This is a genomic window from Bradyrhizobium sp. USDA 376, from assembly GCF_054063675.1.
Genome location: NZ_JBSSGN010000001.1, coordinates 6570974 through 6591235, shown reverse-complemented (window position 1 = coordinate 6591235; position 20262 = coordinate 6570974). Strand labels below are relative to the sequence as shown.

The 20262-nt window shown below is 65.9% G+C and carries 15 protein-coding genes; 7 read left to right on the top strand and 8 right to left on the bottom strand.

The features are described 5' to 3' along the window. Positions 1-6 precede the first annotated feature (6 nt). On the bottom strand, positions 7-225 hold the full coding sequence (locus tag ACVJ19_RS30640) for a hypothetical protein (RefSeq protein WP_260424098.1): 219 nt from the start codon (positions 223-225) through the stop codon (positions 7-9). A 220-nt stretch (positions 226-445) separates the two neighbouring features. On the opposite strand from ACVJ19_RS30640, the gene glmS reads away from it, so the two are divergent. From glmS to ACVJ19_RS30625, 3 genes are all read left to right on the top strand, one after another. Then, on the top strand, positions 446-2272 hold the full coding sequence (gene glmS / locus ACVJ19_RS30635; RefSeq protein WP_453952881.1) for a glutamine--fructose-6-phosphate transaminase (isomerizing): 1827 nt from the start codon (positions 446-448) through the stop codon (positions 2270-2272). Between the two features lie 84 nt (positions 2273-2356). Beyond that, positions 2357-3133 (top strand): DUF502 domain-containing protein, encoded by a 777-nt coding sequence (locus tag ACVJ19_RS30630; RefSeq protein WP_453952880.1) that lies wholly within the window; start codon positions 2357-2359, stop codon positions 3131-3133. A 105-nt stretch (positions 3134-3238) separates the two neighbouring features. Next, positions 3239-4096: a DUF1932 domain-containing protein gene (locus tag ACVJ19_RS30625; RefSeq protein ID WP_453952879.1), complete on the top strand. Its 858-nt coding sequence runs from the start codon at positions 3239-3241 to the stop codon at positions 4094-4096. Here the strand turns inward: ACVJ19_RS30625 and ACVJ19_RS30620 are convergent. Then, the gene (locus ACVJ19_RS30620) at positions 4093-4617 is read right to left on the bottom strand and encodes an AAA family ATPase (RefSeq protein ID WP_453952878.1); all 525 of its coding nucleotides are present in this window, start codon (positions 4615-4617) and stop codon (positions 4093-4095) included. The two genes, ACVJ19_RS30625 and ACVJ19_RS30620, sit on opposite strands and share 4 nt — an antisense overlap. A gap of 103 nt (positions 4618-4720) precedes the next feature. Between ACVJ19_RS30620 and panE the strand changes: the two genes are divergently transcribed. Then, positions 4721-5650 carry a 2-dehydropantoate 2-reductase gene (gene panE / locus ACVJ19_RS30615; protein WP_453952877.1) on the top strand — a complete coding sequence of 310 codons (930 nt, stop codon included), beginning with the start codon at positions 4721-4723 and terminating at the stop codon, positions 5648-5650. Here panE and recG read toward each other — a convergent pair. The 3 genes from recG to ACVJ19_RS30600 all read right to left on the bottom strand — a co-directional run bounded on the left by recG (position 5647) and on the right by ACVJ19_RS30600 (position 9695). After that, positions 5647-7755: an ATP-dependent DNA helicase RecG gene (gene recG, locus ACVJ19_RS30610; protein ID WP_453952876.1), complete on the bottom strand. Its 2109-nt coding sequence runs from the start codon at positions 7753-7755 to the stop codon at positions 5647-5649. The genes panE and recG overlap by 4 nt on opposite strands. 129 nt (positions 7756-7884) lie before the next feature. Continuing rightward, positions 7885-8508, bottom strand: coding sequence for a peptide chain release factor H (prfH, locus tag ACVJ19_RS30605; RefSeq protein WP_453952875.1), 624 nt, complete (start codon positions 8506-8508; stop codon positions 7885-7887). Beyond that, positions 8505-9695: an RNA ligase RtcB family protein gene (locus ACVJ19_RS30600; protein WP_453952874.1), complete on the bottom strand. Its 1191-nt coding sequence runs from the start codon at positions 9693-9695 to the stop codon at positions 8505-8507. Before ACVJ19_RS30600 ends, prfH begins: the two co-directional genes overlap by 4 nt. Before the next feature lie 410 nt (positions 9696-10105). On the opposite strand from ACVJ19_RS30600, the gene ACVJ19_RS30595 reads away from it, so the two are divergent. The 3 genes from ACVJ19_RS30595 (at position 10106) to ACVJ19_RS30585 (ending at position 15410) form a co-directional block, all read left to right on the top strand. After that, the gene (locus ACVJ19_RS30595) at positions 10106-10396 is read left to right on the top strand and encodes an FAD assembly factor SdhE (protein ID WP_453952873.1); all 291 of its coding nucleotides are present in this window, start codon (positions 10106-10108) and stop codon (positions 10394-10396) included. Continuing rightward, the gene (gene mfd, locus ACVJ19_RS30590) at positions 10393-13911 is read left to right on the top strand and encodes a transcription-repair coupling factor (RefSeq protein WP_453952872.1); all 3519 of its coding nucleotides are present in this window, start codon (positions 10393-10395) and stop codon (positions 13909-13911) included. Before ACVJ19_RS30595 ends, mfd begins: the two co-directional genes overlap by 4 nt. A 356-nt stretch (positions 13912-14267) precedes the next feature. Next, complete coding sequence (locus tag ACVJ19_RS30585; RefSeq protein ID WP_453955250.1) at positions 14268-15410, top strand: acyl-CoA desaturase; 1143 nt, start codon at positions 14268-14270, stop codon at positions 15408-15410. Positions 15411-15548: 138 nt separating this feature from the next. On the opposite strand, the gene ACVJ19_RS30580 is transcribed toward ACVJ19_RS30585, so the two are convergent. The 3 genes from ACVJ19_RS30580 to ACVJ19_RS30570 all read right to left on the bottom strand — a co-directional run bounded on the left by ACVJ19_RS30580 (position 15549) and on the right by ACVJ19_RS30570 (position 20208). After that, positions 15549-16772 (bottom strand): GGDEF domain-containing protein, encoded by a 1224-nt coding sequence (locus ACVJ19_RS30580; RefSeq protein ID WP_453952871.1) that lies wholly within the window; start codon positions 16770-16772, stop codon positions 15549-15551. Between the two features lie 84 nt (positions 16773-16856). Then, positions 16857-18359 (bottom strand): AMP-binding protein, encoded by a 1503-nt coding sequence (locus tag ACVJ19_RS30575; protein WP_453952870.1) that lies wholly within the window; start codon positions 18357-18359, stop codon positions 16857-16859. Positions 18360-18363: 4 nt separating this feature from the next. After that, entirely contained in the window at positions 18364-20208 is a 1845-nt protein-coding gene (locus ACVJ19_RS30570; protein WP_453955249.1) for an extracellular solute-binding protein, read from the bottom strand. Between the last annotated feature and the right edge of the window lie 54 nt (positions 20209-20262).

Genomic DNA, 20262 nt, shown 5'->3' with positions numbered 1-20262 from the left:
GCGCCGCTATTCGTCGTCGGCGAATTCGGAGAAGATCGCGCGGGTCAGGCGCCAGCCGCGCGGCTTGGCGCGCTTGGCCGGTTCGCCTTGCTTATGCTTGATGAAGACGGGCTTGCTTTCCTTGCCGCGCTGGGGCGGCGGCCAATGGGCGAGGTGGGTGCCCGAGGTCTCGCTGGCACGCAGATACAACGACGACAGACCTTTGCGGTCGGATGAGCCTTTCATGGCCTTGTTCTCCTGACCGGAATCGTTGGTCAAACTTGTTGACAACAAGTTAACGCGCGGGATTAAAGGCCGGCCACATCGACGCAGGCAGGGCAATGGTGCCGGCGAATGCTGTCTCAATCAGCAATAATTATTGAGTATATGGTTCCCTCGGAATTTCGCTAAAAACTGAGCGCGTCGTTTTGGCGATTTTTCGACGATTTGGGGGATATTGATCCGCATGTGCGGGATTGTCGGCATTCTCGGGCGCGAGCCGGTTGCAGAGCAACTGGTGGATTCGCTCAAACGTCTTGAATATCGCGGCTACGATTCCGCGGGCGTCGCCACGCTCGAAGGCAAGCATCTCGAGCGCCGTCGCGCCGAGGGCAAGCTGAAGAACCTGGAGAAGCGGCTGGAAGCCGAGCCGCTCAAGGGCACGACCGGCATCGGTCACACCCGCTGGGCCACCCACGGTAAGCCCACCGTCAACAACGCCCATCCGCACGCGACCGAGCGCGTCGCCGTGGTCCACAACGGCATCATCGAGAATTTCCGCGAGCTGCGCGAGGAACTCGAGAAGAAGGGCACGGTGTTCCACACCGAGACCGATACCGAGATCGTGCTGCATCTCGTCGACGATTTGCTCACGCGCGGCAACAAGCCCGTGGAAGCGGTGAAGCTGGCGCTGGGGCGCCTGCGCGGCGCCTTCGCGCTCGGCTTCATCTTTGCCGGCGACAACGATCTGATGATCGGCGCCCGCAATGGCCCGCCGCTCGCGATCGGCTATGGCGACGGCGAGATGTATCTCGGCTCCGACGCCATCGCGCTCGGCCCGTTCACAGACACGATCAGCTATCTCGAGGACGGCGACTGGGCCGTGCTGACCCGCAAGAGCGCGACAATCTTCGACAAGGACGGCCACGCCGTCCAGCGCGAGAAGATCAGGCACGCCGCCTCGACCTCGCTGGTCGACAAGGCCAATTACCGCCACTTCATGGCCAAGGAGATCCACGAGCAGCCGGAAGTCGTCGGCCACACGCTGGCACGTTATGTCGACATGGCGAGCGAGCGCGTCGCGCTGCCGGTCAAGCTGCCGTTCGACTTCAAGAATATCCAGCGCATCAACATCACCGCCTGCGGCACCGCGAGCTATGCCGGCTTCGTCGCAAAATACTGGTTCGAGCGCTTTGCGCGCGTGCCGGTCGAGGTCGACGTCGCCTCCGAATTCCGCTACCGCGAGGCGCCCCTGCGCAAGGGCGATCTCGCCATCTTCATCTCGCAGTCGGGCGAGACCGCCGATACGCTGGCGGCGCTGCGCTACGCCAAGGCCGAGGGCGTGCACACGATCGCGGTCGTCAACGTGCCGACCTCGACCATCGCGCGCGAGAGCGAGACCGTGCTGCAGACGCTGGCCGGTCCCGAGATCGGCGTCGCCTCGACCAAGGCCTTCACCTGCCAGCTCATGGTGCTGGCGAACCTCGCCATCGCCGCCGGCAAGGCCAGAGGCGTATTGTCCGACGAGGACGAGACCAAGCTGGTCCACGGCCTCGTCGAGGTCCCGCGTCTGATGTCGGATGCGCTCACCACCGAGCTCCAGATCGAGAAGCTTTCGCGGGAGATCGCGAAATCTCGCGACGTGCTCTATCTCGGCCGTGGCACCAGCTTCCCGCTCGCGCTCGAAGGCGCGCTGAAGCTGAAGGAGATCTCCTACATCCACGCCGAGGGCTACGCCGCCGGCGAGCTCAAGCACGGCCCGATCGCGCTGATCGACGAGACCATGCCGGTCGTCGTCATCGCACCCTATGACCGGGTGTTCGAGAAGACCGTCTCGAACATGCAGGAGGTCGCCGCCCGCGGCGGCAGGATCATCCTGATGACCGACGCCAAGGGCGCGGAGGAGGCGACCGTCGATTCCCTCGTCACCATCGTCATGCCCGACATGGCGGCGGCGTTCACGCCGATGGTCTATGCCGTCCCGGTCCAGCTGCTCGCCTATCATACGGCTGTCATCATGGGTACCGACGTCGACCAGCCGCGCAATCTCGCGAAATCGGTGACCGTGGAATAGGCAGAAGGGATATCGGCCGGCCGCAGTCTTCCAAAACCTGCTAGAAGACCCTAGCTTGTGTGTTGCGACCGACCTGGAACCCGAATGACCCCCCGCGACGACGTCCCTGCGCCGCTTGATCCCGCTCCGGAACCGCATACCGGCCTGATGGGCCGCTTCCGCAATTATTTCCTGACCGGCCTCGTCGTGACGGGACCGATCGCGATCACCCTCTATCTGGTCTGGTGGTTCGTCACCTGGGTCGACGGCGTGGTGCGGCCCTTCGTGCCGCTGGCCTATCGGCCCGAAACCTATCTGCCCTACGGCGTTCCCGGCTGGGGACTGATTGTCGCATTCTTCTCGCTGACGCTGGTCGGCTTCCTCGCCGCGAACCTGATCGGCCGGACGCTGGTCGATGTCGGCGAAACCTTCCTCGGCCGCATCCCGGCGGTGCGCGCGATCTATCGCGGGCTGAAGCAGGTGTTCGAGACGCTGTTCTCGGGCAAGGGCTCGAGCTTCCGCAAAGTGGGCCTGGTCGAGTTTCCCTCGCCGGGCATGTGGTCGATCGTGCTGATCTCCCAATCGCCGAGCGAGGACATCGCCCGCAGCCTGCCGGGGCAGGAGGAGCATGTGTCGGTGTTCCTGCCATGCTCGCCGAACCCGACCACCGGCTTCTTCTTCTACGTGCCGAAGAGCAAGATCATCGAGGTCGACCTCAGCGCCGAAGATGCCGCAACCCTGATCATGTCGGCCGGCGTGGTGCAGCCGGGCTCGGCGCCCGACCCGAAAAAGGCTGCAGCGCTCGCGGGCATGGCGAATGCCGCGCGCATCGCCAACGCCTCGACGCTCCAGCCGCAGCCTCAGCCTGCGAAGGTGGAGTAGGGCCATTCCGCTGCGGGATGGCCGCATTCACGCAAGGACTCGCATCCTCTGTTAGTCTTCCGTTCGAACTGAGCGCCTCGCTCGGAATTCGACCTGGAGTGCACGATGTCAAAGACCATTGCGATCCTCGCACCCGGCGCCATGGGCAGCGCCGTGGCCCGCCGCCTCAGCGAAAACGGCGCGCGCGTGCTGACCTCCTTGAAAGGCCGCAGCGAGGCAACGCTGAAACGGGCCGCCGAGGCCGGCATGATCGGCGCCGAGGACGATGCGATTGCAGATTCCGACATCATCCTCTCGATCGTGCCGCCGGGCGAAGCGGTGGCGCTCGCCGAACGCCTGGCCGCGCTGATCGTCCGGCGCGCCAAGAAGCCGGTCGTGGTCGATTGCAACGCGGTCAATGTCGATACCGTGCAAAGAATCGAGGAGATCATCGGCTCGGCGCAGGCGCCCTTCGTCGACGGCGGCATCATCGGCTTCCCGCCGCAGCGAGGTAGCAAAAGTCCGGCGTTCTACCTGTCCGGCGAGCATGCGAAAGACGTCGCGGTGCTGAAGGATCTCGGCCTCGACGTGCGGATCGTCGAAGGCCCGGTCGGCGCCGCCTCCGCGCTCAAGATGTCCTACGCCGGCATCGTCAAGGGCCTCGCCGGCATCGGCTCGGCCATGGTGATCGCGGCGACGAAGGCAGGCGCGGCCGATGCGCTCCGCGACGAGCTCGCGCTGAGCCAGCCCGCGATCCTGGCCCGACTCGAAGTGGCGCTGCCGGACATGATTCCGAAAGCCTATCGCTGGGTCGCGGAGATGCGTGAGATTTCCGGCTTTCTCGGTGACGATCATCCGGCCAGCCAGATCTATGAGGGTTTTGCGCGCTGGTTCGAGCACCTCGCGGCGGATGCGAACGGCGTGGCTGTGGATGCGGAGCTGATGAAGGCATTCGCAGCGCGCATCGCGCGGAAGAAGTCCTAGTCGCCTGGCCTAGCCGGAATAGAATCCAGGAAGCCTTCAATGTCCCGGTCGCGCCTCAAGCGCACGACCGGCACGTCCGCGCCATACTGCAGGCGCTCGGCCTCGATGACCGGCGCACGCTCGATGTCGTAGCGCCACGCCTCCTGCATCAATTTCCAGTCAAACTGTTCCGGGCATCCCTCCGGCAGGTCGGGGCGCGCGGCGTCGCGATCGAAGGCCGAGCGCCAGAGAATGCGCCACTGGCAAAGCCAGCGCGGGCGGTCGATGATGACAAGCGTATCGGCGCGCGCCAGCGTGAGATCGAAGGCCAGCCCCGAGAAACTGCCGTCGACCACCCACGCATCGCCCGCGATCGCTTCCGTGACGCGCGTTCGAAAGCTTGGCTTGTCGGACGGCTTCCAGCCGGGGCGCCAGTAGAGCACGTCGAGATGCACCACGGGCAGCCCAAGCTTTCGCCCGAGATTCCGCGAGAGACTTGTTTTGCCGCTTCCCTGAGAGCCAACGACGATGATCCGGCGCATGTCGGGAAAGTTTCACGAAATGAGCCGCGACGAAAGATTGCATTTCAGCTTGCCGTTCCAGGGGCGGGGTGGCTGAATGCGCGACGCGTGCAAGGGAGTTCGAATGAGAGTGCTTGTCATCGGCGCGGGGGCGCTTGGCGGCTACTACGGAGCTTGCCTCGTCCGCGCGGGTCGCGACGTGACCTTTCTGGTGCGCGAGAAGCGGGCCGAGCGATTGCGGCGGAATGGATTGCAGGTGGTGAGCCCGCACGGCGACTTCGCCGTGCAGCCGAAGCTTCTTCTGGCTGGCGATCTCAAAGACCCGTTCGACGTCGTGCTCGTCGGCGTGAAATCCTACTCGCTCGACGACGCGATGAACCAGTTTGCGCCGGCCGTCGGCCTCAACACGATGATCCTGCCCATCCTGAACGGGTTGAAACATATCGACGCGCTCAGCGCCAGGTTCGGCGCTGCGCGCGTCCTCGGCGGACTCGCGAACGTCAGTGCCGGACTCGATGCGGATGGTCGTGTCGTTCAGTTCATGGCCAGTCAGACGATTGCCTTCGGCGAGATCGAGGGAACGCTGAGCGAGCGTGCGCTCGCGCTGGAGACACTGCTCCAGGTCCCCGGCATCGACGTGCGCGCCAGCGAAGCGATCATGCAGGATATGTGGGAGAAATTCGTTCAGCTCAGCACGCTGGCCGGCATCACCTGCCTGATGCGCGCGAGCATCGGCGACATCCTGGCCGTGCCCAACGGCGAGCAGTCGATTTTCCGCCTGTTTGCCGAATGCTGCACTGTTGCGACGGCTTCAGGTTTCGAGCCACGCGCGCCGTTCATCGAGTTTGACCGAAAACTGTTCACCACGCTGGATTCGCCGCTGAAGGCCTCGATGCTGCGCGACATCGAGCGCGGCTCGATCACCGAGGCAGAGCATATTTTGGGCGACATGGCCAACCGTGCCCGTGCGCTTGGCATCGACACGCCGCTGCTCGATCTGGCCCGCGCGCATGTGGCGGCCTACGAGATCGGGCGGCGAAGAGCAGGGGGCTAACCCGCCCCGATCAGCGGGATCGCTTCGTCGCGCTCGTAGAGATACAGCAGGCAGCGCAGCGCCTCGCCACGCTCGCCCTTCAGCTTCGGATCGTCCTTGAGGATGCGCAGCGCCTCGTCTCTAGCCTGGGTGATGAGCTGGCCGTGCACCTCCGAGCGCGCGATGCGGTAGCCGGGCAGGCCGCTCTGGCGCACGCCGAGCACGTCGCCTTCGCCGCGCAGCTTCAAATCCTCCTCGGCGATGCGGAAGCCGTCAGTGGTCTCGCGAATCACTTTCAGGCGTGCCTTCGACATTTTGCCGAGCGGCTCGCCATAGAGCAGGATGCAGGTCGAGGCTTCCGAACCGCGTCCGATGCGGCCGCGCAGTTGGTGCAGCTGGGCAAGGCCGAAGCGCTCGGCGTTCTCGATCACCATGATGGTCGCGGCCGGCACGTCGACGCCGACCTCGACCACGGTGGTTGCGACCAGCAGCCCGATCTCGTGGGCCGCGAACTGGCCCATCACGCGGTCCTTCTCGGTGCCCTTCATCTGCCCGTGCACGAGGCCGACGCGGTCGCCGAAGCGCTTTTGCAGGCTCTCGAAACGCTTGGTCGCGTTGGTGAGATGCTCGGTGCCCTCGGCCTCGGATTCCTCGACCAGCGGGCAGATCCAGTAGACCAGCTTACCGGACTCGAGCGCGCGGCCGACACCTTCCATGACCTCTCCAAGCCGGCTCATGGCGACGGCACGGGTGTCGATCGGCTGGCGGCCGGCGGGTTTCTCGCGCAGCTCGGAGATGTCCATGTCGCCGAAATAGGTCAGCACCAGCGTGCGCGGGATCGGGGTTGCGCTCAGCACCAGCACGTCGACCGCTTCGCCCTTCGACGTCAGCGCAAGGCGTTCGCGCACGCCAAACCGATGCTGCTCGTCGACGATGGCGAGCGCGAGATCCCTGAAGATCACGTCGTCCTGGATCAAGGCATGAGTGCCGACGAGGAGATCGATCTCGCCCTCGGCAAGCTGGGCGATGATCTCGCGCCGCTCCTTGCCCTTTTCGCGGCCGGTGAGGATGGCGACGCGCAGGCCGGCGCGCTCGGCGAGCGGGGCGATGGTCTTGATGTGCTGGCGCGCCAGGATTTCGGTCGGTGCCATCAGCGCGGCCTGCTTGCCGACTTCGGCCACTGCGGCGGCCGCGAGCAGCGCCACGACCGTTTTGCCCGAGCCGACGTCGCCCTGGAGCAGGCGCAGCATGCGCACCGGCTGCTTCAGGTCCTCGGCGATGGCGGCCGCGGCGCTGCGCTGGGAGGGTGTGAGCGCGTAAGGAAGGGCGTCGATGATCTCATTGCGCAGGTGCCCGTCGCCGGCATTGCGCACGCCGGCGGGGCGGCGCAGCTGTGCGCGGATCAGGGCGAGCGCGAGCTGGCCGGCGAGGAGCTCATCGAAGGCGAGGCGCGACCAGAACGGCTGGTCCGGCAATATGTCGGTCAGCTCGACCGGCAGGTGCACGCGCGCGAGCGCCTCCGCGATTGGCGGGAAGTGGCAGCGGCGCAGCACCTCGGGGCTGATCCACTCGGGCAGGGACGGTAGCTTCTGCAGCGCCTGCGCGATCGCGCGGCGGAGCGAGCCGAGCGCGAGGCCTTCCGTCAGCGGGTAGACCGGGTCGATGCCGGAGAGTTTTGCGATCGCCTCCTCGTCGAGCACGCGGTCCGGATGCACGATCTGCGGGATGCCGTCATACATCTGCAGCGTGCCGGAGACGTAGCGCTTCTCCCCCATCGGCAGCAGCTTCTCGACATAGCCGGGCTTGGCGCGGAAGAAGGTCAGCACGACATCGCCGGTATCGTCGCTGGCATAGACCAGATACGGCGCGCGTGAATTGCGCGGCGGGGGCGGGCGATGGCGATCGACGGTGACCTCCAGCGTCACCATGGTTCCAACGGCCGCGTCTCGGATCTTCGGCCGGGCGCGGCGGTCGATGACCTGGCTCGGCAAATGCAGCAGCAGGTCGACCAGCCGCGGCGTCTCGCTCCGGCTAAGCAGATACTGCAACAGCTTGTCCTGCTTCGGACCGACGCCGGGCAGGCTGGTCACGGGAGCAAACAGCGGATTGAGCAGGCTGGGGCGCATTGGTGAAAATTAGAACTGTTCGCTACCGTGATGGCCAGTTTTGTGCGGGACGTCCACGGCTTTATTCCGTCCCGGCCATGATGGGGCTGCCTGGACCGGCGGAACGCTGCCGATCCAGGCTCGGCTACGCTATGTGGCTCGAAACGCGGCGCCTTTGAACCGCTTGACCGGCTGGCCGCGCTCGAGCTGATCGTGTGCCGCGTGGGTCTCGTTCCGGGCGGCGATCGCGGCCAGTTCGCCTTGCAGCCTGAGCAGGGCCGCCAGCCGCTCCAGTGCCAGCGCCTTGTTCCGATGTTGCGAACGTTCTTCGCGCGCCACGACCGCAAGCCCGCTTGGAACGTGGACGGCCCGCACGGCGCTTTCGGTCTTGTTCTGATGCTGGCCGCCCGGGCCACCGGCCCGGAAGGCTTCAAAGCGAACATCCTGGGCGCTGATGGCCTTCGGCGCGTCGGGCAGCGCTGGAAGCTCGAAAACGCCGATGAACCAGTTCTTTCGCTTGTGATGCGGCCTGAGCGGGCTTTGCGCCGTCCATTGGACCGCACCAATCCACGGGCGCGCAAAGGTGGCTGCGCCATCGCCATGGACGACAACGAGCGCTGATGCCGGACCGTGCTTGTCGGGACTGGGTCCTTCGAGATGGTCTGTGTCGAAACCGAGCGAGGTCGCTTCGGCGACGAGAGCTGCAACTGCATTCGCGACCGCGATCCGGCATTCCGCCGGGCCGCGCCCGCTGGTGAACAGAAGCCGGATCATCGCCGATCCTCCTTCCAGCTTTTGTCGCGCTTGCCGCTCGCCGCGACGCTGGACTGGGCCTTCTTGAAGGTCAGCAGCGGCCGGAAGGTGGCCACCACGCGCACGAGGCCGAACTCCACGAGGTCGGCGATGACGCGCTCGATGCTCTTGTAGGCGTCCGGCGCTTCCTCCGCGAGCAGGCTGCGATCCCCGCAGACGACGATGCCGCCGAACGGATTGCGTTCCAGCCTTGCGATGTCGGATTTCTTGACCCGGACGCGACCGTGCATGGACGCACGGTCGTACTTGCGGCCCGCTCCGTGCGCGAGCGATGCAAGTGCTTCGGCTTGCATGTCCGCCAGAGGCTCGACCAGGTACGACAGCGTTCCGCGCGATCCTGGCACCGGCACCAGCCCGCGATCCGCGGCGGCCGCTCCCTTGCGATGCAGTGCCAGGACATCACCTGTTGCGTTATGCTGATACTCGACCATGTTGTGCGCAAGGTCGTTCACCGGACGCAGGCCGGCGCGGGCCGCCGCGCCGGTCCGCTCTGCGATGATGCGACGATTGAGCTTCGCCCACCGCACGGCGTGATCATGTTCTGCCAGATAGGCATTTCCTTCGTCGCTGCCGATGGAAAGGCAATCCTGTCCGCCCCGCAAAGCCCGCTCCAGGATCGAGAAGCCAAGGCCTCGCGAGCCGGAATGAACCAGGACGTACGCCAGGCTCCGGTCGAGGCCAGCTCTCGCGGCTGCGTCCGGCGCAAGGATTTCGTCGATGGCTTGCAACTCGCAGAAATGGTTGCCGCTGCCGATGCTGCCGAGCCCAGCATCGAAGGTGGTGGCCCCGAGGTCTGCGTCGGCCAGCGCTTTTTCCACGTCGCCATTCCAGGGTTGGTCGAGCGCGTGCATGCGTTCGGCAAGATGATCGAGCCGCAGCTTGCGCGCCGCGATGTCCAGTTCGAACAGGCCCATGCCGCAGCCGATGTCCGAGCCGACCAGTTGCGGGTGAATCCGGTCGGACAGAATAGCGCAGCCGACGGGACCATATTTGCCCGGATGAAGATCAGGCATGGCGGCGACCGCCCGGACTCCAGGCAGCCCAGCGACGTGTTCCAGTTGAAGCGTTGCGCTGCCTTCGATCCACGATTTGGACGAGGCGAAGATGTGGACCGGCGCGCGGCCGTCCACGTTGGGAAAAGTGCCCATTAAAAAAGCTTTCAGAAGATAGGGATGTCGACACGCGCAGGGACGCGCGTGGTTTCCCTAACGGCGCGGCCGACGCACGCGCAGTTTAGGCGATGCCCTCGACGGGGCGGCGAGACATGATCGTCATCGAGCCTTCTCCCTGATGGTCGCGCGAATAGCGCGACGGAACCGGCAAGACACATAGCGGCGAAATCGAAAAGCCGCAAGTCACGGGTCAAATCTCAGGTGATGACGCCGGTCGAGCGTGGATCCCGGTCGTGGGTGGGAGCATGCCGGATCGGGCCTGCAAGCCACACCCCGTATTTTTGCACGGACTGGCGCGGGGAATGCTGCTGACTTTCCTAGGTGCAGTGGCTATATCACCCCCGCCCGGCACGTCCGGGCTTTCTGCGTTTGACTGGATTTGAGACATGACGGGAACGACACGATCGAGCAGCGGGCTGGATGATCGCCGCAAGCGGCTTCTGTTCCGCTGCTGGCACCGCGGCACGCGCGAGATGGACCTGATCCTCGGCCGCTTTGCCGACGCCGAGATCGGCAACCTGTCCGAGGCCGAGCTGACGCAGCTCGAGCGACTGCTCGAGGTCAACGATCCCGATCTCTATGCCGCCATCACTGGCGACAAGGTGCTGCCGGCCGACGTCACCGGCGCGCTGTTCGCCCGCATCAAGGCGTTTCCGATCGCGGACGGCAACGCATGAAGCAGGGGATGAAATCGCCGGCCGAGCTGCTGACGCCCGGCCGCGCGCTGACGCTCGCCAATGTCGCGGAGGGCGCCGAGGGCCTGATCGTCTCCGATCTCGCCCGGGCGATCGCGGCGCGGCCGAAGAAGCCGGCGGTCAGCCTCGCGGTCGTCTGCCGCGACGGCGGGCGCATGCAGCAGCTCGAACGCGCGCTGCGGTTCTTCGCGCCCGATCTGCCGGTGCTGACCTTCCCGGCCTGGGACTGCCAGCCCTATGACCGCGTCTCGCCGCATGGCGGCATTCTCGCGCAGCGCCTGACCACGCTGGCGCGGCTGGCTTCGCTCACCGGCAGCGACAAGCCGCTGATCGTGCTGACGACGGTGAATGCCGTGGTGCAACGCGTGCCCGCGCGCGAGCTCGTCGCTGCGCAGGCGCTGTCGGTTGCCCCGGGCAACGTCGTGCCGATGGACACCGTCGTCGCCTGGCTCGAGCACAACGGCTACAATCGCTCCTCCACCGTGCGCGAGCCCGGCGAATACGCCGTGCGCGGCGGTATCCTCGATCTTTTTCCGGCCGGCCTCGAGCAGCCGGTCCGTTTCGACTTCTTCGGCGACAGCCTGGAATCGATCCGCTCCTTCGATGCCGAGACCCAGCGCACGCTGCTCGACATGCGCTCGCTCGACCTCGTGCCGGTCTCCGAGTTCCAGCTCGTCACCGACACGATCCGCAGATTCCGTATGGGCTATGTCGCGGAGTTCGGCGCGCCCGAGCGCGACGATGCGCTGTACGAGGCCGTCAGCGAAGGCCGCCGCCATCCCGGCATGGAGCACTGGCTGCCGCTGTTCCAGGACCGGATGGACACGCTGTTCGATTATCTGCAAGGGGCAGTTGTCGCGATCGAGCCGCAGGCCGAGGACGCCGTCCGCGAGCGCTTCAAGCAGATCCTCGACTACTATCAGGCCCGTCGCGAGGCGATGGAGCATCCCGGCGGCGGTGCCATCTACAAGCCGCTGCCGCCTGATCGGCTCTATCTGACCGACGAGGAATGGGCGAAGCGTCTCGGCGAGATCCCGCTGGCACGTCTGACGCCGTTCTCGGTGCCGACCGACGGCACCAGCGTCGTCGATGCTGGCGCACGCAAGGGCCGCGACTTCGCGCCGGAGCGCAACGACACCACCGTCAACGTGTTCGAGGCCGTCGTCAGCCACGTCATGGCGCTGCAGGCCCAGCGCAAGAAGATCGTGATCGCGCTGTGGACCGAAGGCTCGCGCGACCGCATGACCTCGATGCTGCGCGACCACAAGCTCGCCCATACCACCAGCGTCAACAGCTGGCGGACGGTGCAGGCAACCCAGCGCAACGAGACCATGCTCGCCGTGCTCGGCCTCGAGAGCGGTTTCGAGACCGACGAGATCGCCATCATCAGCGAGCAGGATATCCTGGGCGACCGCCTGGTGCGGCCGCGCAAGGCGAGCCGCAAGCTCGACAATTTCATCTCGGAGGTGACGAGCCTTGCCGCCGGCGACATCGTCGTCCATGTCGAGCACGGCATCGGCCGTTTCATCGGGCTGCAGACGCTGGATGTTGCCGGCGCGCCGCATGATTGCCTCGAGCTGCATTATGCCGCCGAGACAAAGCTGTTCCTCCCGGTCGAGAACATCGAGCTCTTGTCCCGCTACGGCTCGGACCAGACCACGGTCGAGCTCGATCGTCTGGGTGGCTCCGGCTGGCAGACCCGCAAGGCCAAGCTGAAGAACCGCATTCGCGAGATCGCGGGCGAGCTGATCAAGATCGCTGCCGCGCGCCATCTGCACGAGGCGCCGAAGCTGCCGGTGCAGCAGGGCCTTTATGACGAGTTCTGTGCGCGTTTCCCCTATGACGAGACCGAGGACCAGTTAGGGGCGATCGAATCCACCCTGAAGGACCTCGAGCTCGGCCGTCCCATGGACCGCCTGATCTGCGGCGACGTCGGTTTTGGCAAGACCGAGGTTGCGCTGCGCGCGGCGTTTGCGGTTGCGCTCGAAGGCAAGCAGGTCGCGGTCGTGGTGCCGACGACGCTGCTGGCGCGCCAGCACGCAAGAACCTTCACCGATCGCTTCAAGGGCTTTCCGGTGAACGTGGCGCAGGCCTCGCGCCTGGTTGCAACCAAGGAGCTGAACCAGGTCAAGAAGGGCATTGCCGATGGCTCCGTCGATATCGTCGTCGGCACCCACGCGCTGCTCGGCAAGGCTATCAAGTTCCGCGACCTCGGCCTCGTCATCGTCGACGAGGAGCAGCATTTCGGCGTCACCCACAAGGAGCGGCTGAAGGCGCTTCGTTCCGAGGTGCATGTGCTGACGCTGTCGGCGACGCCGATCCCTCGGACGCTGCAGCTGGCGCTGACCGGCGTCCGCGAGCTCTCGATCATTGCTTCGCCCCCGGTCGACCGCCTCGCAGTCCGCACCTTCGTCGCCCCGCATGACCCCCTGATGATCCGCGAGGCGCTGTTGCGCGAGCGCTATCGCGGCGGCCAGGCGTTCTATGTGGTGCCGCGCATCGACGACCTCGCCGAGGTCAAGGACTTCCTCGACAAGAACGTGCCGGAGATGAAGGTCGCGGTCGCGCACGGCCAGATGCCGCCCGCCGTGATCGAGGACATCATGACCGCGTTCTATGACGGCAAGTTCGACATCCTGCTGTCGACCACGATCGTCGAGTCCGGCCTCGACATCCCCAACGCCAACACGCTGATCGTGCACCGCGCCGACATGTTCGGCCTCGCCCAGCTCTACCAGCTCCGCGGCCGCGTCGGCCGCTCCAAGCTGCGGGCCTATGCGCTGTTCACGCTGCCGGCGCAGCAGAAGATCACGGCGGAGGCCGAGCGCCGGCTCACCGTGCTGCAATCGCTGGAGACGCTGGGTGCCGGCTTCCAGCTCGCGTCCCACGACCTCGACATCCGGGGCGCCGGCAATCTGCTCGGCGAGGAGCAGTCCGGCCACATCAAGGAGGTCGGCTTCGAGCTCTACCAGTCGATGCTGGAGGAGGCGATCGTCAACCTCAAGGCCGGAGTCTCCGAGCCCGCCGCCGACCGCTGGTCGCCGTCGATCACGATCGGCATGCCCGTGCTCATCCCGGAGGATTACGTCAGCGATCTCTCGGTGCGGCTGTCGCTGTACCGGCGTCTCGCCGATCTCGACACCGAGGAGGAGATCGAGAATTTTGGCGCGGAGATGCGCGACCGTTTCGGCGTGCTGCCGGACGAGGTGCGCTATCTCTTCAAGGTCGCCGCGATCAAGGCGTTCTGCCGCAGGGCCAATGTCGAGAAGATCGATGCCGGCCCGAAGGGCGCCGTGATCGTCTTCCGCGACAATTCCTTCGCCTATCCCGATCGCCTCGTGACCTTCATCCGCAGCCACGGCCAGGCCGCCAAGGTGCGGCCCGACATGAAGGTGGTGTTCCTGCAGGACTGGGAGACGCCGGAAGAGCGCCTCGCCGGCACCACGGAGATCATGCGCCAACTGGCGCAACTCGCCGAGAGCAAGAAGGCGGCGTAGGGGCCGTAGTATTCCGGAGGCGGCGCAGCGCGAAACGGTGCGCCGCACTTTGGTCCGAAAACAGCGACATATGAACACTTGCGGAATGACCGAACAACAGCCATGGTCAGTTCGTCGAGTTCGACCGAACGACTTGGCCTCGCCAACGATAGAGCGCCTGACTGACGATCCTCCCGCCAAATCTCGAATTCGCCAACTGAGCCCCTGAGTACAGGATCCATCGATCCGCGACTGGTTCACCGGCCGCGGTTTTTTTATACCGGTCGCGGGTTGGCCCGCGCATCGAAACAGTTGAGGTCGCGAGCGTGTCTATCAATATCGGTTCAGGTCCGGAAAATGACGAGCACGACGACGTCATGTATCCGCAGGTCCTGCCGTTTGTGCTGGTCCATCTAGGATGCGTCGCGGCGATCTGGTCGGGCGTGTCGTGGCAAGCCATTGCCATTTGCGTGGCTCTGTACTGGCTGCGCATGTTTGGGATCACCGCCGGGTATCATCGGTATTTCTCGCATCGCGCTTACGCGACCAGCCGTGCGTTTCAGTTCATCCTCGCCTTCCTTGCCCAGAGCAGCGCCCAGAAGAGCGTGCTCTGGTGGGCCGCCAAGCATCGCCATCATCATCTTCATTCGGATACGGCGCACGACGTGCATTCGCCCCGGCACAAGGGCTTCGTCTACAGTCATGTCGGCTGGATCTTCTACCGGCAACACGATGCGACCGACCTCGTGAAGGTGTCGGATCTGGCGGCGTATCCCGAGTTGATGTGGCTGCACAGGCTGGAGCTTCTGCCGGCGGTTGTGGTCGCTGGTCTGTGCTTCCTCTTTGCGGGCTGGTCGGGCCTTGTGGTCGGATTCCTCTGGAGCACCGTGCTGGTGTATCATGCCACGTTCTGCATCAACTCCCTCGCACATGTTCATGGGCGCAGGCGGTATGTGACCGGTGATGACTCCCGCAACAACTGGCTGCTCGCTCTCTTCACGATGGGCGAGGGGTGGCACAACAACCATCACGCCTATCAGGCCAGCGCCCGGCAGGGCTTCCGCTGGTATGAGATCGATCTGACCTATTATGTTTTGGTGGCCTTGTCCTGGCTCAGGATAGTCCGGGATCTGAAGATGCCGCCGAAGCAGGTTCTGCGCAACGAGCATCGGTTGGGATCACGCGTGGTCAAGCAGGCGGCCGAGCAGCTCGCGGCGCGCTTCAATCCAGAGCACATCGCGTCGGCGATCAGGACGTCGATCCACGAGACCGAATTGTCGGTGCGGGACGCCATCCACCTGTTGCAGCACCGTGCCGATCTGCGTCTGGCCAGCATGCCGACCCGCGACCAGTTGCTGGCCGAAGCGCAACGCATGTTCGCCAAGACGATGTCCCTGGACGACATTGTCGATCGTGCCTACGAGCTCCTGAATGACTCCGTCGGCTTTCTCCTGGCCACTCCTGCTCCCGCTCCGGCTCTATCGACCAGTGCTCGACCAGGGGCGAATGGTGGTGCTTAGCGCGAAGACCAGATCCGGCATCAAATGATCTCGTAGGGTGGGCAAAGGCGCACTTGCGCCGTGCCCACGATCCTTCCAAGACGACTGAAAGCGGTGGGCACGCTTCGCTTTGCCTACCCTACAGTTTGGAGATCGTCGCTACGACGCCGCCCGCGATGCGTCCGCTGACAGCCTTGCCAGCAACGACCTTGCGGTATCCGACGGCGACAGCGAATCCACGCTCACAACCGGATCGCTGCGCATCTCGTGCTTGCCATTGGACGTGTGCCGCATCACCGCCGACAGGCGGCGGGCGATCATATGGGCGGTGCGGAAGTCGGTTTCCGCAAATACGACGATCACCGAGCCATCCTTCTGAGCCGTGCCAAAGTCCATCTGCCGCATCAGGCGGCTGAGGATGCGCGCGGCATCGAGCTGGGCGCGGGAATTGCCCGGGTCGAAGGCGAAGCGCGCCACCGACAGGCCGCCGCCGCGGGCCAGCGTCTGCTCGACCGCCTTGGCAAAGTCGCGGGCGAAGGCTTCCGTCGTGAGCAGGCCGCTGCGCGGATCGAGCCAGCCGCCGGCATCGATCGAGCGCAGCGTGCGGCTCAACTGTGCCTCCATCGCGTGCTGGCGGATCAGCGGCAGCGCGTTGGCGGCGATCCTCGTCGGCTCGCCCGCGATCAGCTCGAGATTGGGCAGGTCGTAGCTCTGCACGAGCTGGTGCGCGGTGACGACCACGGGCAGGGTGCGGAAGCGGGTGTCCTCGGCGAGCACCGTGAGGAAGGCATCGGTCACGCGCGCGGTGAACCCTTCGGCGAGCACGACGCCGTCGATGTCGCGGGTGTTGAGATGTTTCGCCGCGGCCTCGATCGAGAGCGCGCCGACCACGCCGACGCGCTCGCCGAGTGCGACGGAGAGTGCGGGATAGGTCGCGCCGCGGCCGATCAGCAGCACGGTGGCGTCGCGCGCCGGATCGCCCTCGGGCAGCGTGACCTTCGCCTCGGGCAGCCGGCGCAGCACGGTCGCGTGGAGGGTGCGGACGCGGAGCGCGGCGCGCAGCCTTGCGCTCAGGCGATCGGGTTGGCCGCCGCGCGAAGCAAAGGGCAGGGCGTTGTGCGGCAGCGTGCCCGCCGCATCCAGGGCCACGAAGGGAAGGTAGGGCGATTGGTCGGCGATCTTCCTGGCGAGCAGCGCCAGATGCGGCTCATGTCCGCTGTGCATCGCGGCGAGGACGGCGGCCGGCTGTACCTGCTCGACCGCGCGCGTCGCGCTGGCCCAGTCGGTGTCGACCACGGGGAAGAGCCGGGCCTCGTCCAGCGCCGCAACAAAGGCGGGGCGCTCGGCATTGGACACAAACAGGATCGGGCCCGCCTGGGACATCGAAAAGCTCTGATCACGCAACAGATGCGCGCAATCTAGTTTGGCCGCCTTAATGCGGCGTCAACGGAGCCGGCGAAACTGTGCTCAAGCCGGCCCGGAGCGGTCGCGAAAAGCCTCAACCATCAGGGGGTTAAGCCCGAGCTCGCTGAGCGCCTCGCGGGCGCGGGCATTGTCCTGGGCCCGTCCTGCCAGCCGGTGGCCGGAGAGGCGGTCGGGCAGCGCGGTGAGCAGGGCGCCCTGGCCGAGCCGGCGCGCCCATTCCTGGAGATCGTTGGAGAGGAAACGGTAGCCGCCGACCGCCATGATGCCGGAAGGCGGTGCGGTGATGCAGATCGCGCCGCTCGGCCGGTCGAGCCGCGCCGCGTAGCCGGTGTCGACATAGTCGCGTGGCGGCTGCGCCGTCAGTGTCTCGCCGACCGGCTGCGGCGGGGCGTAGGCCGCGATCGGCACCATCGCCCCGCGCAGGCCGAGCGTGCCCTTCGGCGTCAGCAGGATCTCGCCGGCAATCGAGGAGCCAGCCTGTTCACGCGGTGCGCCGTGCGGTCCCGGCATCACCGGCACCGGCATGCCGTCCTCGCCGCGGCGGGCGCCGAACAATCCGGCCTCGCCGAACAGATAGACGTCGGTCAGCGGCGCATGCGGCGCGATCCAGGCATCGCTCGCCGCCACCTGTTCCGGCGCGCGCCACAGACCGATGACGTTGCGCAACGTGGGCATCCGCGCTGCGAGGTCGGCATCGCCGAGCCGCAGTGCGAGCTGCGCGGGGGCGATCAGCACCTCGCATTCGTGCTCGTTGATCTGCTGCTCCAGCACGTCGTTCTCGAACGGATGATGCAGCGCCAGCGTTCCGCCCGACAGCAGCCACACCGCGAGCGAGGAGGCGAGGCCTGCGAACGACATCGGCGTGAACGCCGCCATCACGGTTGCGCCCTGCTTGACGTCGGCTTCGAGCGACATCGCAAGACCGCCGGCGATCAGGCTGAAATGCGGCCGCGGCACCGGGCGAAAGCCTTCCGCCGTGACGTCGAAGGAGATCATCGCCGCCTTGCGGCCGTCCTGGATCACGGCGCGCGTGGTGCCGGGCGGTCGTGCCAGCACGTCGTCGAGCGAGGCCATGCCTTCGGGCAGGTCGGCTCCGAAGCCGTAGACATGACGGATCGAGAACGCCTCGGCGGCGGCGTGCATCGCGAGGTCGGCATAGCTGACGCCGTCGACCGTGCTCATGGTGACGATGGCGCGCGCCGCGGTGCGGTTGAGCGCCGCGGTCAGTTCCGCGTGCCGCCACAGCAGCGGCAGCACGGCGACGACGAGGCCGGCGCGATGGGCGGCGAGCACGGTCAGCACGAACTCGACGGTGTTGGGCAACTGGATCGCGATGACGGAATTGGCCGGCAGGCCCGATTCGACGAAATGGGCTGACAGGGCCTCGATGGCCGTGTCGGCCTCGGCATAGCTCATCCGTCGCGGCTGATGTCCGGTGATGCGCGCCTTGTTGAGGGGATCGAGCAGGGCGGTTGCGTGCGGCTGCCGCATCAGCGTGCGCTGAAACAGCGTGTCGAGCGTCGGCGATACGGCTGGCTGGTTCACGGCGTCACTTCGTTTGCGTCGCTTGAGGCTCACCCTTCAACCACCAGGTCTCCGGCAGGTAGCCGGACAGCGCGGTAGCCTTCGGCCGTTCTATCCGATTCCAGCGCGCGATCCATTGCTCGGATACGTTAAACAGCGGGATTGTGTAGCAGCCCGCGATCAGGGCGCGGTCGAGCGCGCGCACCGCCGAGACGAAATCCGTATGTTCACGGGCCTCCAGCAGGGCGCCGATCATGGCGTCGATGGCGGGATCCCTGGCGCCCATGTAGTTGCGGGTGCCCGGATTGTCGGCGGCAGCGCTGCCCCAATAGAAATACTGCTCGTTGCCGGGCGACAGCGACTGGTCCCAGCGGTTCTGGATCATGTCGAACTCGTAAGCGAGCCGGCGCTGGTCGAATTGCACGGGATCGACCGCACGCACGCTGGCCTCGATGCCGGCGCGCTTGAGGTCGCGCTGGAAGGCGAGCGCGATGCGCTCCTGGTCGCGGGTCGTGACCATGATCTCGAAGGTGAAGGGCGCCTTGGTCGCACGGTTGCGCAGCACGGTACCGTCGAGATCGTAGCCGGCCTCCGACAACAGCTTCAGCGCGGCGCGTAGCGTCGTGCGGTCGCGGCCCGAGCCGTCGGTCACGGGCAGGCGGTAGCTGCCGTCCATGATCTCGGGCGGGATCTGCGCGGCGAACGGTTTGAGCAGCTCGCGCTCGCGCGCATCCGCAGGCCTGGCATAGGCCGACAGCTCCGAGCCGGCGAAATAGCCGACGACGCGCGCATAGAGGCCAAAGAAGTAGTTGCGGTTGACCAGCTCGAAATCGAACAGCAGCGTCAGGGCCCGGCGCACCCTGATGTCGGCGAAGACCGGACGACGCGTGTTGAACACCAGGAACTCGGATGGCTGCGGTACGCCGGGCTTGACGGTGTCGCGGATCACCTCGCCGCTTCTGGCGGCCGGAAAATCGTAGCCGTCGTGCCAGCGCAAGGGCTCGTGCTCGACGCGGAAATCGTAGAGGCCGCGCTTGAAGGCCTCGAACTGGCCGTTCGCCTCGCGAAAATAGTCGAGCCTGATCTCGTCGAAATTGTAGAGCCCGCGATTGATGGCGAGGTCGCGGCCCCAATAATCGGGATTGCGCGTGAGCGTCACGCTGGCGCCCGGCTTCACCGCGGTCACGCGATACGGGCCGGAGCCGACCGGGCTCGTCAGCGTCGTCTCCTCGAAGGTCGCGACATCGACCGCATGCTTCGGCAGGATCGGCATCAGGCCGAGGATCAGCGGCAGCTCGCGGTCGTTGGCCCCGGTGAGGTCGAAGCGAACGGTGAGGGGATCGGTCGCCTGGGCCTTCGCGGCCTTGGCATAGTACTGCCGCAGGTTCGGACGGCCGTGGTCACGCAAAAGCCGCCAGGAGAACAGCACGTCCTCGGCGGTTACAGGCTTGCCGTCGGCGAAACGGGCGCGGGGATCGAGCCGGAACGTGACAAAGGTCCGCTCATCGTCGGTCTCGACGGATTTTGCGAGCAGGCCGTAAAGCGTGAATGGCTCGTCCTGGCCGCGTGCCAGGAGGCTCTCGACGACGTAGCTGCGCATCTGATGCACGGGCAATCCCTTCACGATGAAGGGATTGAGACTGTCGAAGGTTCCAAGAATACCCCAGGTCAGCCGGCCGCCCTTGCGGGCATCAGGATTGGCGTAGGGCATGTGGGTGAAATCGGCAGGCATCGCCGGCTTGCCGTGCATGGCGATGGCATGGGCTTCCTCGGCCCGCGCACTGCCCCCCAACAGCCCCCAAGCGAGCGCAAAGGCAAGGGCGCAGAGGCGGAGACCGGGGCCCTCGAAGAGGCGCTGGAACATGAACATCGGCACACGTTGATTCGAGGACCGGCGGGCCTGAATCCTATCACAGGGATTTTC

Excerpts from the sequence above, each read along its gene's own strand:
- ACVJ19_RS30640 (WP_260424098.1), bottom strand. The coding sequence starts at position 225 with ATGAAAGGCTCATCCGACCGCAAAGGTCTGTCGTCGTTGTATCTGCGT.
- glmS (WP_453952881.1), top strand. The coding sequence starts at position 446 with ATGTGCGGGATTGTCGGCATTCTCGGGCGCGAGCCGGTTGCAGAGCAA.
- ACVJ19_RS30630 (WP_453952880.1), top strand. The coding sequence starts at position 2,357 with ATGACCCCCCGCGACGACGTCCCTGCGCCGCTTGATCCCGCTCCGGAA.
- ACVJ19_RS30625 (WP_453952879.1), top strand. The coding sequence starts at position 3,239 with ATGTCAAAGACCATTGCGATCCTCGCACCCGGCGCCATGGGCAGCGCC.
- ACVJ19_RS30620 (WP_453952878.1), bottom strand. The coding sequence starts at position 4,617 with ATGCGCCGGATCATCGTCGTTGGCTCTCAGGGAAGCGGCAAAACAAGT.
- panE (WP_453952877.1), top strand. The coding sequence starts at position 4,721 with ATGAGAGTGCTTGTCATCGGCGCGGGGGCGCTTGGCGGCTACTACGGA.
- recG (WP_453952876.1), bottom strand. The coding sequence starts at position 7,755 with ATGCGCCCCAGCCTGCTCAATCCGCTGTTTGCTCCCGTGACCAGCCTG.
- prfH (WP_453952875.1), bottom strand. The coding sequence starts at position 8,508 with ATGATCCGGCTTCTGTTCACCAGCGGGCGCGGCCCGGCGGAATGCCGG.
- ACVJ19_RS30600 (WP_453952874.1), bottom strand. The coding sequence starts at position 9,695 with ATGGGCACTTTTCCCAACGTGGACGGCCGCGCGCCGGTCCACATCTTC.
- ACVJ19_RS30595 (WP_453952873.1), top strand. The coding sequence starts at position 10,106 with ATGACGGGAACGACACGATCGAGCAGCGGGCTGGATGATCGCCGCAAG.
- mfd (WP_453952872.1), top strand. The coding sequence starts at position 10,393 with ATGAAGCAGGGGATGAAATCGCCGGCCGAGCTGCTGACGCCCGGCCGC.
- ACVJ19_RS30585 (WP_453955250.1), top strand. The coding sequence starts at position 14,268 with ATGTATCCGCAGGTCCTGCCGTTTGTGCTGGTCCATCTAGGATGCGTC.
- ACVJ19_RS30580 (WP_453952871.1), bottom strand. The coding sequence starts at position 16,772 with ATGTCCCAGGCGGGCCCGATCCTGTTTGTGTCCAATGCCGAGCGCCCC.
- ACVJ19_RS30570 (WP_453955249.1), bottom strand. The coding sequence starts at position 20,208 with ATGTTCATGTTCCAGCGCCTCTTCGAGGGCCCCGGTCTCCGCCTCTGC.